Annotated in this window: 13 protein-coding genes; 4 read left to right on the top strand and 9 right to left on the bottom strand. The window is 67.6% G+C overall.

Annotated elements, in window-relative coordinates:
• The first annotated feature begins 360 nt into the window (after positions 1-360).
• Complete coding sequence (gene dapA / locus HHL14_RS04920) at positions 361-1,290, top strand: 4-hydroxy-tetrahydrodipicolinate synthase (protein ID WP_169496453.1); 930 nt, start codon at positions 361-363, stop codon at positions 1,288-1,290.
• A 347-nt stretch (positions 1,291-1,637) separates the two neighbouring features.
• Here the strand turns inward: dapA and HHL14_RS04915 are convergent, their stop codons facing one another.
• From HHL14_RS04915 to HHL14_RS04875, 9 genes are all read right to left on the bottom strand, one after another.
• Entirely contained in the window at positions 1,638-2,447 is an 810-nt protein-coding gene (locus HHL14_RS04915) for a hypothetical protein (RefSeq protein WP_230412923.1), read from the bottom strand.
• A gap of 238 nt (positions 2,448-2,685) precedes the next feature.
• Positions 2,686-4,755: a putative bifunctional diguanylate cyclase/phosphodiesterase gene (locus tag HHL14_RS04910; protein ID WP_169496452.1), complete on the bottom strand. Its 2,070-nt coding sequence runs from the start codon at positions 4,753-4,755 to the stop codon at positions 2,686-2,688.
• Between the two features lie 182 nt (positions 4,756-4,937).
• Complete coding sequence (locus HHL14_RS04905; protein WP_169496451.1) at positions 4,938-5,429, bottom strand: rhodanese-like domain-containing protein; 492 nt, start codon at positions 5,427-5,429, stop codon at positions 4,938-4,940.
• Between the two features lie 254 nt (positions 5,430-5,683).
• Positions 5,684-6,070, bottom strand: coding sequence for a Na+/H+ antiporter subunit G (locus tag HHL14_RS04900; protein WP_169496450.1), 387 nt, complete (start codon positions 6,068-6,070; stop codon positions 5,684-5,686).
• A 14-nt stretch (positions 6,071-6,084) separates the two neighbouring features.
• On the bottom strand, positions 6,085-6,360 hold the full coding sequence (locus HHL14_RS04895; protein ID WP_008922284.1) for a K+/H+ antiporter subunit F: 276 nt from the start codon (positions 6,358-6,360) through the stop codon (positions 6,085-6,087).
• Positions 6,354-6,848 (bottom strand): Na+/H+ antiporter subunit E, encoded by a 495-nt coding sequence (locus tag HHL14_RS04890; protein ID WP_169496449.1) that lies wholly within the window; start codon positions 6,846-6,848, stop codon positions 6,354-6,356. The genes HHL14_RS04895 and HHL14_RS04890 overlap by 7 nt, the downstream gene beginning before the upstream one ends.
• A gap of 2 nt (positions 6,849-6,850) precedes the next feature.
• A complete protein-coding gene (locus HHL14_RS04885; RefSeq protein WP_169496448.1) occupies positions 6,851-8,653 on the bottom strand; it encodes a monovalent cation/H+ antiporter subunit D in 1,803 nt (600 codons plus the stop codon).
• Positions 8,650-9,042: a Na+/H+ antiporter subunit C gene (locus HHL14_RS04880; RefSeq protein ID WP_169496447.1), complete on the bottom strand. Its 393-nt coding sequence runs from the start codon at positions 9,040-9,042 to the stop codon at positions 8,650-8,652. The genes HHL14_RS04885 and HHL14_RS04880 overlap by 4 nt, the downstream gene beginning before the upstream one ends.
• Complete coding sequence (locus tag HHL14_RS04875; RefSeq protein WP_169496446.1) at positions 9,042-11,843, bottom strand: monovalent cation/H+ antiporter subunit A; 2,802 nt, start codon at positions 11,841-11,843, stop codon at positions 9,042-9,044. Before HHL14_RS04875 ends, HHL14_RS04880 begins: the two co-directional genes overlap by 1 nt.
• 420 nt (positions 11,844-12,263) lie before the next feature.
• Between HHL14_RS04875 and ftrA the strand changes: the two genes are divergently transcribed.
• From ftrA to HHL14_RS04860, 3 genes are all read left to right on the top strand, one after another.
• Positions 12,264-13,250, top strand: coding sequence for a transcriptional regulator FtrA (gene ftrA / locus HHL14_RS04870; RefSeq protein ID WP_169496445.1), 987 nt, complete (start codon positions 12,264-12,266; stop codon positions 13,248-13,250).
• 363 nt (positions 13,251-13,613) lie between these two features.
• Positions 13,614-14,525: a hypothetical protein gene (locus HHL14_RS04865; protein WP_169496444.1), complete on the top strand. Its 912-nt coding sequence runs from the start codon at positions 13,614-13,616 to the stop codon at positions 14,523-14,525.
• 114 nt (positions 14,526-14,639) lie between these two features.
• A complete protein-coding gene (locus HHL14_RS04860; RefSeq protein WP_169496443.1) occupies positions 14,640-15,404 on the top strand; it encodes a bestrophin-like domain in 765 nt (254 codons plus the stop codon).
• Positions 15,405-15,415: the final 11 nt, after the last annotated feature.

Here is a 15,415-nt window from a genome sequence, read left to right as displayed (position 1 = left end):
CGTGCAGAAGTCAAGCTTTTTCGCGACAGGGTTGCCCGGTCAGGCTGCAGGGTGCCCAGCAGCGCTCCACGACACGGCTTTCGCGGTTACACTGCCGTTCATGCCTTCCGACCCCACGTTCCGACTTCGTTCGTCGATCTCCGTCCGCGCCGCCCAGTCGAGCGCGGCGCTGGCTCGCGCGAACGGCAGTTCGCGCAACGTCGTCGCCAAAGCCAAAAAACCGCTGCTCATCTGACCGGAGCGCGCGTTCCGTCGTCAGATGTGCGACGGAACGACCGGTCGACCGCCCGCCTGCGGCCTTCTCCTTTCTTCCTCGCACCGCTGACCGGATTCGATACGGTCGTCATCGAGGTAGAAAACATGTCTGATTTCTCGGGTATCTGGATTCCGCTGATCACGCCGTTCGCCGACGGCGCGGTCGATCACGCCGCGCTGCGCGCGCTGGTGCGCCGCTATGCGGACGCCGGCGTGGCCGGCCTCGTCGCGCTCGGCACCACCGGCGAGCCGGCCACGCTCGACGCCGCCGAGCAGGAGGCGGTGCTCGCGACGATTCTCGACGCGCGCGAGGCCGCGGCTAACACGGCTTCGCACACGGCCTCGGGCACGGCTTTGGACACGGCTTCAAAGCGGCGCCCGCTGCCCGTCGTAGTCGGCGTGTCGGGCAACGACACGGCGAGCATGCGCGCGCAGATTGCGCGACTGAACGCGTTGCCGCTCGCCGGCCTGCTGATCGCCGCGCCGTACTACACGCGGCCCGCGCAGGCCGGCATCGTCGCGCATTTCGAGGCGCTGGCCGATGCGAGCGCGCATCCGCTGATGCTGTACGACATTCCGCAGCGCACCGGCGTGCGGCTCGAACTCGATACCTTGCTGACGCTCGCCGCGCATCCGCGCATCGCGGCGATCAAGGATTGCGCCGGCTCGCTCGACACGACGCTCGCGCTGATTCGCGACGGCCGTCTGCAGGTGCTGGCGGGCAACGATCTCGAACTGTTCAATACGCTGTGCGCGGGCGGCGCCGGCGCGATTGCGGCGTCCGCGCATTGGCGGCCGGAACGCTTTGTCGCGCTGTATCGCGCGTTGGTCGACGGGCGGCTCGATGAAGGGCGGCGGCTTTTTCATGCGCTGGTGCCGCAGATCCAGCTCGCGTTCGCCGAACCGAATCCGGCGCCGGTGAAGGCCTTGCTCGCGGCCAACGGCTGGGTGCGCAACGAACTGCGTCTACCGATGACGCGGGTCAGCGAGGCACTGGCCGAACGGCTCGTTGCGTTGGGAGAAGAACGGGCGTGAAGGCATGCTGACGCCGCTTCGTCACGCTGTGGAGTGGGGTGGTGGCGAAGCGGTGGAGCGGTGAGGTGAGGCTGTGAAGCTGGGCTATGAAGCTGGGCTATGAAGCTGGGCTATGAAGCGAGGCGCCGAGATGAGGCTATGAAGCCGGGCTGCAAAACAAGGCTATAAAGCGGAGAGATGAAGCAGGGCGGCTACGACGCGCGCGCGGCGTGGGGCGGGCAAAAACAAAACCCTACGAAGCCTCGCCGCCCACCGCACTCGCGCGGCCATCTGCCGAAAGCCCGCGAAAACCCCGCAAAAACCCCGCAAAAACCCCGCAAAAACCCACCTCACCCGCTCAGCCCAACTCAGATCGTCCACGTCAGCGGCTGCGGATGCGTAATGCCTTCGTGATGTCCATACACGTGCGCGAGCGTATCGCGCGGACGACGCAGCGCGCGCAGCGCACGGCTCGCCGCGAGTTGCGCCGACGCGCTGCGGTCGAGCGTCGCGAGCATGTTGCGCTCGACGCTCAGCAGTTTGAACGCGAACACGATCAGGCCGCTCGCCAGCAGCAGGTCGCCCGCGAACACGATCGCGTAGAGCGCGGAGGTCGTGCGCGGATTGCCGAGCAGCAGCGACAGGTTCGAGCGATCGAGCAGCGCGAGCACGAACGGCACGATCGTGTTGACCGACGCGATCGCGCCGCCGATCATCGCGATCGAGCGCGCGGGACCGACATTCGCGCGGCGCGGGCGCCACACTTCATAGAGCGTGCCGATGCGGCACGGCAGGAAGAACAGCGCGAGCAGGATCGCGCGCAGCAGGACCGGCGCCGGGAACGCGAGCGCGCTCGCATGCAGCGCGCAGAACAGTAGCGTCAGCGCGAGGCCGGTGCGCCAAGGCGCGACGACGCCGAGCAGCTTGCGCAGACCCATCCAGATCAGCAGGCGGTATTGCAGCGCGAAGGTTGCGGCGAGCACCAGCAGCGTGTCGTTCTGCCACGTCACATGCGCGACGACGCAGGCGGCCGACGCCGCGTTCAGAAAAAACGCGACGGCCCAGAAGCGGAACGCGGCGACCTGCGCAAACATGCGCGACAGCGCGGTGGTGATGAGCGCACAGCAGAGAAACGTAATCAGCCACAACGAGGTGAACGTCGCTACATCGAAAGTCATGAATTCTCCAGCACTGGTCTGCCTGTTCTTGTTTATTCATGGTCGTCGCCGGTCTCGTGATACCCGGATCCCGATCCTGATCCGTTCCCCCCGTGGTGGACCGTGGCGGAAACCGGCAACGCTAAATCTGTGTTCTGTCCGCAAGCCGTTCGGCACGCCGGCTGCGTTGGTGGGATCGACGGGCCGCGGCGAACGGACTTCAAAAACGACTTCTAAATGACGTCAGAGCGCGGTTCGCTTACACGGCCATCATTCGTCCCCTGAGCATCGCGCCGAAGTCGTCGGCGTTGACCGGCTTGCCGAGCAGGAAGCCTTGCATTTCGTCGCACATCAGCGCGCGCAGCTTGTCGAGTTGCGATTGCGTTTCGACGCCCTCGGCCACCACGTCCATTTCCAGCGAGTGCGCGAGCGCGATGATCGCCGACACGATTGCGCTGCCTTCCGGGCCGTGCGTGTCGAGGCCGTTGGTGAAGAAACGGTCGATCTTCAACTGCTTCACGCGAAAGCGCTGCAGATACGCGAGGCTCGAATAGCCGGTGCCGAAGTCGTCGATCGAGATATCGAAGCCGGTGGTCTGGAACGCGCGGATCACTTCGACGGTGCGCGCGGCGTCCTGCATCGCGACGGTCTCGGTGATCTCGAACATGATCTGCTCGCACGCGACGCCTTCGTTGCGCACGATCTCCAGCATCGTCTCGACGAGATCGGGCTGCAGCAGTTGACGCGGCGACAGGTTGATCGCGACTTTCATCGCCGGCAAACCCTGCTCGACCCAGCCGCGAATGCGCCGGCAGGTTTCGCGTACGACCCAGTAGCCGATCTGCACGATCTGCCCGGAGCGTTCGGCGATCGGAATGAATTCGAGCGGCATGAGCGTGCCCATCTGCGGATCGTGCAGACGGATCAGCGCCTCGGCGCCCGCGAGCGACGCGTCGCCGCTATGAAACTTCGGCTGGAATTCGAGCGAGAAACGGTTGTGCGCGAAGGCTTCGTACAGCGCGTGCTGGATTTGCAGCGTGCGCGTGGCGGCTTCGTTCATGCTGCGCTCGAAGAAGCGGTAGGTGCCGCGGCCCGCGCGCTTGGCTTCGTACATCGCGGCGTCCGCGTGCTGCAGCAACGTCTCGACGCTGTCGGCGTCGTGCGGATAGAGCGCGATGCCGATGCTCGGCATCACCTGCAGCGGCTGCGCGTCGCTCCACGTGCCGCGGCGCATCCGTTCGAGCACGCTGGTGGCGAGCGTGGCCGCGTCGTCGCGGGTCGCGAGGTTTTCCGCCAGCACGACGAACTCGTCGCCGCCGAGCCGCGCGACGGTGTCGCTCGTGCGCACGCACTGTTCGAGACGCCGCGCGAACGCGGACAGCACCGCGTCGCCGGCCGAGTGGCCGAGCGAATCGTTGATCGTCTTGAAGCCGTCGAGGTCCATGAACAGCACTGCGAACGAGCTGTGCTGGCGGCGCGCGTGGATGATCGCGCGTTCGATCCGCTCGGTCAGCGTCGCGCGGTTCGGCAGGCCGGTCAGCACGTCGAGCGTCGCGAGCCGGACGATCTGGCCGTTCAGCTTCGATACCGCGCCGAGCAGGAAGGTGGTGCGCACGTCGAAGCGCGACAGCATCAGCGTGACGGTCAGGATCGCGAACGTGAACAGCAGCACGAGGCTCGCGAGCCATGTCGAGTTGATGTCGTTGGCGGCGCCGCAGATCGCGTTGGGCGCGAAACCGGCGGCGGCCATGCCCGCGTAGTGCATGCCGCTGATCGCGACGCCCATCACCAGCGCGGCGGCGAAACGTTTGCGCGCGACATGGCGCGCGCTTTCGTTACTGAGCGCGCGCGCCATCCACAGCGCGGCCGTCGCGGCGCCGATCGCAATCACGATCGATGCGGCGAACCAGCCCGGTTGATAGTCGATCGCGGGCGCCATCCGCAGCGCCGCCATCCCGGTGTAGTGCATGCCGGCGATGCCGAGACCCATCAGCACGCCGCCCGCGAGCAGATGCGCGGCCGTCAGGTGCGTGCGCGTTGTCACGCAGAGCGCCAGATACGACGCGCCGATCGCCAGCATGAGCGACCAGGCGGTCGTCGCGACGTCGTAGCCGAGCGGGACCGGCAGCGAAAACGCGAGCATCGCGACGAAGTGCATCGACCAGATGCCCACGCCCAGCGCGAGGGCGCCGCCGAGCCGCCACGCATGCCGCCGCGGCGCCGACGCGAGCAGGAAGATGCGCCCGGTCAGGTCGAGCGCGGTGTACGACGCGAGGGTCGCGACCGCGAACGAAATCGCTACGAGCCAGAAATTGTAAGAACTCTGCATATTGGGTCCCACCGCAGGTAGAGATGCGGCTGGACATGTTATCGGCAATTGGCAGGTTTTATTTAGCTTATTTAAAGGTCGTTGGAGGGGAGTGTCGCGGGCCGCCCGGCGCGGCCCCGGGCGCGTTACGGGCGGTCCGACTCAGGCTGCTTCAGGGGCGTTTCAGGTGGCTTCCGATAGCTTCAGATCGCTTCGGTCCGCGCCAGGGCAAACCCTTCGTCGAGCCATCCCGTGATGCCGCCCGCCATCAGCTTGACCGGCCGCCCCAGTTGCGCGAGCCGCAGCGCGCCGCGTGCCGCGCCGTTGCAGTGCGGGCCCGCGCAGTAGGTGACGAACAGCGTGTCGGGCGCGTAGCCGGCCAGCTTCGACGCGACGATCTTGCCGTGCGGCAGGTTCAGCGCGCCCGGCACGTGACCTTCGGCGAACAGCGTGGGGCTGCGCACGTCGAGCAGCACGAAGCCGGGCGTGCCGCTCGCGAGCGCGGCGTGGACATCCGAGCAATCGGTTTCGAATTGCAGCGATGCCTGGAAGTGGGCGGCTGCGGCGGCGCTGTCGGCGGCGGGGATCGTGGTGACGGCGTTGGGGATGGCGTTGGTGTTGGTGTTGGCGTTGGCGTTGGCAGGGGCGGCGGGCTGGAGACCGCCTGGCCCGGCGGCGAGGTTTGGAGTGGTCATGGCGAACGGGGAGAGTGACGGGGTGGCTCGGGACAGCGTCCGGTGCAAGCGCTGCGGGCCTTGCTTCAGACGCTTCGATTGTGCCGGCCGGGCTGTCGACGGATAAGTGGCGTAATCGTCAATCTGCGGCAACATCGCGCCATCTCGCGCTGCCTTGCGGATTCGCCGTAGGTCGCGCTGGATGTACGCTTCGCCCGCCCGATCCTCGTAGCGGCCACGCCAGGCCTCAAGGCCTGTAAGCCCCCCCCAAAAAACTACCGCTCGTCGCCCTCCGGCACTTCCCGCGTATCCCCATGCTCCGCGCACGCGCCGGTGGTCGGCGGCCGTCCGCGGGTCGCCGCCGACAGCGGCACGCGCTGCTGGATCCCCGCCTTCGCGAGCATGTGCGCGCTGATCGGCGCGGTCAGGAACAGGAACGCCGGAATCAGCAGTTCGTGCAGGCTCGTGAAGTCTTCGTGCGTGCTGAAGTACACCACCGACGCGAGCACGACGCCGCCCACGCCCAGCGTGGTCGACTTGGTCGGGCCGTGCAGGCGCATGAAAAAGTCGGGCAGGCGCGCGAGCCCGATTGCGCCGATCAGCGTGAACAGGCTGCCCACCAGCAGCAGCGCGCAGACGATCGCTTCGATAACGGTTTGCATCGGCTGGCCTCGCGCTAGTTGAGTTCGATGATGTCGCCGCGCTGCAGGTATTTGGTGAGCGCGACGGTGCCCACGAAACCCATCACCGCGATCAGCAGCGCGACCTCGAACAGCACCGTCGAGCGCAGGCTGATGCCGTACACGACGATCAGCGCGATCGCGTTGATGTTCAGCGTGTCGAGCGCGACGATGCGATCGGGCAGCGACGGACCGCGCACGAGGCGCCACAGCGTCAGCAGGAACGCGATGCCGAGGATCGCGAGCGAGATCGGGATCACGATGGCTAGCATGCGAAGATCTCCATCAAAGGGGCTTCATAACGGGATTTGATCAGCGCGATCAGCGCGGCTTCGTCGTCGAGATCGAGCACGTGCACGGCGAGGCGCGTGCGGTCGTCGCTGAGTTCGGCGCACAGCGTGCCCGGGCTCAGCGAGACCACGCTGATGAGCACCGTGAGCGCGATCTCGTGCGTGCTGTCGAGCGGCACTTCGATGAACGCCGGGCGCAGGCGCTTCGTCGGGCCGAGCACCAGCAACGCCACCTCGACGTTGGCCACCACGATGTCGATCAGCACATGCACGGCGAGCCGCAGCAGCAGCCACGGCCGGCCGAAGCGCACCGGCTGCAGCCACAGGCCTTCGCCGACGCGAAACGAGATCGCGCAGCCGAGCACCGCGCCGAGCAGCAGATTGCCCGGCGAGATGTCGTTCATCAGCAGCAGCCAGCAGACGATCAGCACGACGGTGAGCCACGGGTGCGGGAAGAGGCGTTTGAACATCGTCAGTTCCCCCGCGCGTGGTCGGCCGGCGCATCGGCCGGCGCGGCGGGCGCCGGCAGCGTGGCGCCTGCTTCGGGCAGGATCGCGTGCACGTAGGCGGCGCGGTCGAACAGCTGGGTCGCCGTGTCGGTCAGATAGTGCCGCACCGCGCCCGCGCCGAGCGTGATGGCCGCGACGCAGCCGAGCAGCAGCGCGCAGGCGGCGAGCTTCGCCGGACTGCCGCGCGGCATGCGCTCCGTTTCGCCGGCGAGCGCGCGCGCGGCCGGCATCGCCCACAGCAGGCGCGTGCCGGTGCGGCTCAGCGCGACGATCGACAGCAGGCTCGATAGCAGCACGGCCGGCCACAGCACGGCGGCCGCGCCGGTCGGCGTGGCGGCCAGCACCATCGCCTTGCCGAGGAAGCCCGACAGCGGCGGCAGGCCGGCGGCGCCGACCGCGGCAATCAGATAGAGCAGCGCGGCGAGATTCGACGGCCATGGCGCGTGCGTGCGCACTGGCGTTTCGGCATGAGCGGTGGCGTGGGCGGTGCCATGGGAGGCGGCGGGGGCATGAGCCGGCTCCATCGCGAGCAGGGCCGGGTCGACGTGCAGCATTTGCGCCTGCGCGAGCGTGGCTACCGTCACGCCGTCCGGCTCCGGCGAGATCGCGGAGGCGGCCGCATCGTCGAGCGCTTCGAGCGAGCTGGGCTCGAGCGTCCCGGCTTCGGCGCCGATAGCCACGGGGGCGGCGCGTGTGGCGGCAGCCTCGGGTTCGAGCGTGTCGGCGAGCAGGAACAGCGCGCCGGTGCACAGCGTTGTGCTGATCAGGTAGTAGAGCAGCGCGCTCCACGCCAGCGGTGTCTGCTGCGTAACCGCGGCGATCAGCAGACCCACCGAGACCAGCACCAGATAGCCGGTGGTGGTCTTCAGACTCGACACCGCGAGCGCGCCCAGCGCGCCGAACACGATCGTCGCGATCGCGAGCCACCACGCCCACTGATGCATGAAGCCGTCGAGCACGCCGCCCGCCGCGCCGAACAGCAGCGCGTCGCAGCGCAGCATCGCGTAGATGCCGACCTTGGTCATGATCGCGAACAGCGCGGCCACCGGGCCGATCGCGCTGCGATAGGCCTGCGGCAGCCAGAACGACATCGGAAACACGGCGGCCTTCAGGCCGAACACCAGCATCAGCATCGCGCCGGCGAACTGCGCGAGCGGCAGCGTTGCCGGATCGAGCCGCGCGAGACGCTCGCCCATGTCGGCCATGTTGAGCGTGCCGGTGATGCCGTAGAGCACGCCGATCGCGATCAGGAAGAACGACGAGCCGACGAGGTTCATCAGCAGATAGTGCAGCCCGTTGCGCACGCGCCGCGCGCCGCCGCCATGCAGCAGCAGCGCATACGACGCGATCAGCAGCAGCTCGAAGAACACGAACAGGTTGAACAGGTCGCCCGCGAGGAACGCGCCGTTCAGGCCCATCAGCTGGAACTGGAACAGCGCACGGAAATAGCGGCCGCGCCGGGTGTCGTCGCCCGAGGTGCCGAGCAGGCAGCAGACCGCGAGCACGGCGGTGAGCAGCAGCATCAGCGCGCCGAGGCGGTCGAGCTGCAGTGCGATGCCGAACGGCGCCGGCCACGCGCCGAGCGCATAGCTGACGATCTCGCCTTGCGCCGCGCGCGCCATCAGAAGGCACGCGACCGGCAGCAACGCGACGATCGCGACCGCGTTCAGCGCGCGTTGCACGCGCTTGCGGCGCAGCGGCAGCGCGACGATGAAACCCGCGGCGAACAGCGGAATGAGGATCGGGAGCAGGAGGACGTGGTTCATTCGCCGCGCGTCTCCCTGCCGTTGGTGTGGCCGTTGAGCAAGCCATTGAGGTAACCGCTGGTTTGACCGTCGACGTGATCGTTGACGTGGTCGTTGCCCGTAAACGAAAACGAGCGCAGCGCGAGCACCACGGTGAAGGCGGTCATCGCGAAGCCGATCACGATGGCCGTCAGCACCAGCGCCTGCGGCACCGGGTCGACGTATTGCGCGCCCGCCGCGATCACGGCCGGTTTGCCGAGCGCGAGCCGGCCCATGCCGAGCAGAAACAGGTTGATCGCATACGAGAACAGCGTGATGCCGAGAATCACCGGCAACACGCGCGCGCACAGCAACAGGTAGATGCCGCACGTGCAAAGCACGCCGATCGTGGCGGCAAAGGCGGCTTCCATCAGCTTTTCTCCACGGATTGCATGTCTTTGTCGCGCACGCCGAGGTGCGAGACGATCGTGAGCGTCGTGCCGACCACCGCGCCCAGCACGCCGAGATCGAACAGCATCGCGGAGGACAGTTCGATTTCGCCGATCAGCGGCAGATGCAGGTGCCCGAACGCGCTGGTGAGGAACGGCCGGCCGAACGCGAGACTGCCGAGCCCGGTCGCCGCGGCGATCAGGAGGCCGTAGCCGGCGAGCGCGCGGTAGTTGATGCGGATGCGCGACTCGGTCCACAGCACGCCGCTCGCCACGTATTGCAGCAGCAGCGCGATCGACACGATCAGCGACGCGATGAAACCGCCGCCCGGCAGGTTGTGGCCGCGCAGGAACACGAACACGGCGACCAGCACGGTGAGCGGCAGCATCAGCCGCGCGAGGATCGCGAGCATCAGCGGATGCGATTGCGACGACCACGGCAGGCCACCCGGCCCCGCGTCGGGCGACTTCAGGCGCAGGCCGCGCAACAGCGCCTTGACGGCGAGCCCGGCCACCACCAGCACGCTGATTTCGACCATCGTGTCGAAGCCGCGGAAGTCCACGAGGATCACGTTGACGACGTTGTGGCCGCCGCTGCCCGGCAGCGCATTGGCGAGGAAGTACGGCGCGATGCCCGGCACCGGCGCGCTGGTCATGATCTTGTAGGTAATGCCGCCGAGCAGCAGGCCGCCGGCGAGCGCCAGCACGCCGTTGCGCAGACGCACGGGCAGCGGCTCGACCGCGTTTTGCAGCGCCGGCAGGAAATAGACGGCCAGCACCAGCAGCAGGATCGTGACCACCTCGACGGAGATCTGCGTGAGCGCGAGATCGGGCGCCGAGAAGCGTACGAACGCCAGCGACACGAGCAGCCCGCAGGTGCTCAGCATCACCAGCGCGTAGAGCGTGCGCGCGCGCACCAGCACCACGCCGATCGCCAGCAGCGACATCAGCACGAGCCCGCACAGCGTGATCAGATCGAGCGGCAGGCGCGGGTGGCTGCCGCTCCACGACTCCAGCGCGAGAAGCGACACGCCCGGCACGACCAGCATCGCCGCGATCATCCACGCGAGGTAGGCGGGCAGCGAGCGCGTCTCGAACACGCGCACGATCACGCCGGCGCTGCGTTCGAGCCGCTGCACGAAGCGATCGAAGATTTCGCTCGCGTTCAGCTCGGTGAGCGCGAGGCGACGATGGCGGAACGCGTTGCGGCGCAGGAAGAACAGCACCGTGCCCGCCGCGAACGACAGCACGCTCATCACGAGCGGCGTGTTGATGCCGTGCCACAGCGCGAGGCTGTAATCGGGCACCTTGCCGCCGAGCGTGACCCACGCCGCCGATTCGAGCAGCCCGCCGATACTTTGCTGCGGAAAGAGGCCGATCACGAGGCATAGCGCGACCAGGATCTCGACCGGCAGCTTCATGAAGCGCGGCGGCTCGTGCGGCGGATAGTGCGGCAGATCGCGCGGCGTCTCGCCGTCGAAGAACACGCCCCACACGAAGCGCAGCGAGTACGCGACCGACAGCGCCGCCGCCAGGATCGCGATGACGGGAATCGCGAGGTTCAGCGGCCCGAACATGCTTTGCGCGAGTGTCTCGCCGAAGAACATTTCCTTCGACAGAAAACCGTTGAGCAGCGGCACGCCGGCCATCGCCAGCGAGGCCACGCTCGCCAGCACGGCGGTATGCGGCATGTACTTGCGCAGGCCACGCAGACGGCCGAGATCGCGCGTGCCGGTCTCGTGATCGATGATGCCGGCCGCCATGAACAGCGACGCCTTGAACACCGCGTGGTTGACGGTGTGAAACAGCGCGGCGACGGTCGAGAGCTGCGTGTCGAGGCCGAACAGCAGCACGATCAGGCCGAGATGGCTGATGGTCGAATACGCAAGCAGGCCCTTCAGATCGCGCTGGAACAGCGCGAGCGACGCGCCGCCCACCAGCGTGACGAGGCCGGCGAGCGTGGCCGTGTACGCCCACAGATGGGTGCCCTCGAAGAGCGGATAGAGGCGCGCGATCAGGAACACGCCGGCTTTGACCATCGTCGCCGAATGCAGATAGGCCGACACCGGGGTGGGCGCGGACATCGCGTGCGGCAGCCAGAACTGGAAAGGAAACTGAGCCGACTTGGTGAACGCCGCGAACAGCGCGAGCAGCAGGATGGCGGGATAGAGCGGATCGTGCTGCACCTTGTCGACCTGGGCGAGCACGTCGTTCAGCTCGTAGCTGCCGCATACGTGACCGAGCAGCAGCACCGACGCGAGCAGCGCGAGACCGCCGGCGCCAGTGATGGTGAGCGCCATGCGCGCGCCGCGCCGGGCGTCGGGCCGCGACGGCCAGAAGCCGATCAGCAGGAACGACACGAGGCTCGTGAGTTCCCAGAAGACCACCAGCAACAGCAGGTTGTTCGACAGCACGACGCCGAGCATCGCGCCCATGAAGAGCAGAAGCAGCAGGTACAGACGCGGCAGGGAGGCGTCGCCGGCGAGGTAGTAGCGCGCGTAGATGAAGACCAGCAAGCCGATCGCGAGCACCAGCAGCGCGAACATGAACGACAGGCCGTCGAGGCGCAGCGACAGCGCGAGGCCGATGTCGGGCACCCACTCGTGACGCCACTGCAGCACGTCGTGAGCGGCCATGCCGACCCGCTCGCTCAGCAGCAGCGCGCAGCCGAACAGCGCCGCCGCGAACGCGATCCACGTCGAGAGCGCGCTCGCGCGCCGACTGGTGAGCGCGATCAATGCCGCGGCGATGAACGGAAGTACGACGAGCCACCCCAATACCATTCGTTGTCCTCCGGGAGTTTTTTCGGTGCGTGCTGCACGGTGTGAGACGGTGTGGCCGACCAGTGCCCGTAGGCGCAAGCGCCACCTGCCGGGCGGTTGCCTGGGGGGCACCATCATAGGGGCACCATCATAGCCGCAAACAGATGGTCAGTTGACGATCGGCGGTGCGCGGCGGGTACGAAGCATGAACGAAGCTTGAATATACGCAGTCCCAGGCGCGGTGCGCCGGAGCGGCTTCGACATGCTCGCAGGCGGATGGGTCGATGCCCGTGACAGGCTATGCAAAGTAAGTGAAAGTGTGAAGGCGCGGCGCGTTACGCTCGCGCAGGCCTGGCGGTAAAGCGCGACCTGGACCACCCATCGAGTTCGGCCCGCTGCCGGACTGATGGCGTAATTGCTGATCTTCGGTAACATCGCGCCATGCACAATCATCTCGTTGTCGCGCTGGCCTACGACCGGCTCTGCACCTTCGAATTCGGCTGCGTGACCGAACTGTTCGCGCTCGAGCGTCCCGAACTCGGCGTGCCGTGGTATCGCTTCGCGGTCTGCGCGAGCGAGCCCGGTCCGATCCGCGCGGCGGGCGGCATCACGCTGGCCGCGCCGTACACGCTGGCGCTGCTCGCGGACGCCGACACGATCGTGATTCCGGGCTGGCGCGACGCCGACGAGTTGCCGCCCGCCGCGCTGCTCGCCGCGCTGCTCGACGCGCTTCGCGCGGCCTATGCACGCGGCGCGCGGCTCTGCTCGATCTGCTCGGGCGTGTTCGTGCTGGCGGCGGCCGGCGTGCTCGACGGCAAGCGCGTGACGACCCACTGGCGCTACGCGGACAAACTGCGGCAGCGCTATCCGCAACTGCAGGTGCAGCCCGATGCGCTATATGTCGACGAAGGTCAGGTGATCACCTCGGCGGGCTCGGCGGCCGGGCTCGACATGCTGCTGCATCTGGTGCGGCGCGATCACGGCAGCGCGGTCGCGAACCGCGTCGCGCAACGGCTGGTGGTGCCGCCGCATCGCGAGGGCGGTCAGGCGCAGTTCGTGCCGCGGCCGGTCGCGCACGACGAAAGCGGCCGCGTCGCGAAGCTGATGGACTGGGTGCGCGCCCATCCGGCCGAGCCGCATACGCTGCGCTCGCTGGCCGAGCGCGCGGCGATGAGCCCGCGCACGCTGCAGCGGCAGTTTCGCGACGCGACGGGAATGGCGCCGTACGAGTGGCTGCTGCGCGAGCGCGTCGCGATTGCGCGCGAGTTGCTGGAGGCGTCGAGCGCGCTACCGATGGCACGGGTCGCCGAGCTGGCCGGCTTCGGTTCGGAGGAGTCGCTGCGGCGACATTTCCGCCGTATCGCACTGACGAGTCCGGGCGCGTATCGGCGCAAGTTCGGCGGCGACGCGGCGGGCCAAGAGGGCTAAGCGGCCTGAGTGGCCCAAGCGGAGGAACCGAGGGAATGGGTGACCCGCAGGCGCGCGGACCGCTCGTCCGCGAGGAGCACACAGCGGAAAGCGCACCGAAAAGCGCTCCGGAAAAGTACAGGAAAGCGCAGTCGGCTCCGTTCAGATATCCGCATAACTCCCGATCCCTCCGCGTGCGCGCAATCGTCTTTTTTCTGTCAGGATCACCAGGCAGGGTCGTCGCTTGCGCAAACGGCGACCGTTATCGAACAGCGTTGTGCGGAGGATATGTCGCGACCTCCGCGTTCCCCGTTTCCTTTATCCCGCGCTCATGAATTCGCGCTCATGAATATAAAAAACGCTGTCGTCTGCGCTGCCTCCGTTATGACCGCCGCCGTGGCGCTCGTCACGCTGTCGACCGTGCCGCCGCTCGCGCGCGCCGCCGCGCCGACGCAGTCCGCGGACTCGCGCGCCGACCTCTACCGCCGCCAGCTGCTTGCCGGCAAGGACGTGCCGTGTCGCACCAATGCGTCGTGCGCGGCGCTCGGAGTGGCCGCGCTCGATGCCGGGCGCATCAAGGACGCGCAGACGCTGGTTGCGATGGAAGCGTCGCTCGCGGAAGCGACCGCATTGCAGGCCGCCGACACTGATGCGCCGAAAGCGCTGAGTTCGGCGCGTGCGCGGATCGCGATGGCGCTCGTGCATCAGGGCGACGTGCAGTTGAAGCTCGGCGCGCTGCCGAATGCGCGTGCGTACTACCGTACGGCGCTCGCGCGTGGCGACGACTATCCGCACGACGTGCTGCTCGGCCGCGCGGTCGGCGCCGCGCGCGAGCGCTTCGAGTCGATCGCGCATAAGGACGTGGTGAGCGGACTGCCGCCGGACGGTGCGCGCTTTCGTCGCTACATGCTGTTCGGCGCGTGGAACAGCATCGACGTGAAGCCGGTGAGGGGACGCCACGGCGTGTACCGGATCGACGGCGACTTCGTCTATCCGATGGTCGACGCGCAGGGCGAGCCGAGCGCGAACGTCGGCGATCTGTCCGCGTATGTGCGCTTCTTCGGTGGCGTCGCCCGCGTGCCGGTCATCGAGACCAACGGCAGCGCGCCGCTCGACGCGACCGCGAAAATCGTCAACCTCGCGCCGTACGAGCATCGCGACGACCGGTGTCTGATCGAATTGCGGCTCGTCGAACCCGAAACGCTCGACGTGCGCACGCACGGCTCGCCGCAAGCGTGCGGCTTCGGCCACAACGTGAGCGCCGACGGACGTTACTTTCTGATGACAGGTTCCTGACGTTCACCATGACGAGCGCGGCGGTCCCGCGCCGCTTGTCATCCTGACGGTCATGTCTGCGTCATCGACCGTCGGGGTTTGCTGTTCATCGCCATCACAAGAAAAACGCGCGCCATGCCAAACATCCTGAATCATTCCGAGCTGGTGTTCTTCGTTGCATTCGTCATGATGTGGGTGGCGGCGCGCGCCGGTTCGACATTGCGGCGCTTGCGCAAGATCGCCGACGACGCACACGACGACTTCAGCGTGATCCAGGCCGCGACGCTGACCTTGCTCGCGCTGATCATCGGCTTCACGTTTTCGATGGCGGTCGGCCGCTACGATCTGCGCGAGCACTACGAGGAAGAAGAGGCGAGCGCGATCGGCACCGCCTACGTGCGCGCCGATCTGCTGCCCGCCGCCGATGCCTCCGCGCTGCGCGAGCTACTGGCGACTTATCTCGACGTGCGCGTGCGGTTCTATACGACGCGCGATCTGAGCGACGTCGCGCGTATCGATGCCGACACCGCGCGTTTGCAGCAGCAGATGTGGTCGACCGTCAGGAATGCGGCGGCCGCGCAGCCCACGCCGATCGCGGCGCTCGTCGTCACCGCGGTCAACGACGTGCTCAACACTCAGGGCTACGCGCAGGCGGCATGGTGGAACCGCATTCCGTACGCGGCGTGGGGCTTGATGACGCTGATGGCGCTGTGCGCGAACCTGCTGGTCGGCTACGGCGCGCGCGCGTTGAAGGCCGGCGCGGGACTGCTGCTGGTGATGCCGCTGGTGGTGTCGCTGGCCTTCATGCTGGTCGCCGATATCGACAGCCCGCGCGGCGGCATGATTCATGTGCGGCCGCTGAATCTGCAGGCGCTCGCGGGGGCGCTGCATCCGCATTGAGTTCGTGTTGA

Origin of the sequence: Paraburkholderia antibiotica, from assembly GCF_012927125.1 — a bacterium.
Taxonomy (GTDB): Bacteria; Pseudomonadota; Gammaproteobacteria; order Burkholderiales; family Burkholderiaceae; genus Paraburkholderia; species Paraburkholderia antibiotica.
The sequence above is the reverse complement of the archived record's forward strand: the minus strand, read 5'-3'. Positions and strand labels throughout refer to the sequence as shown.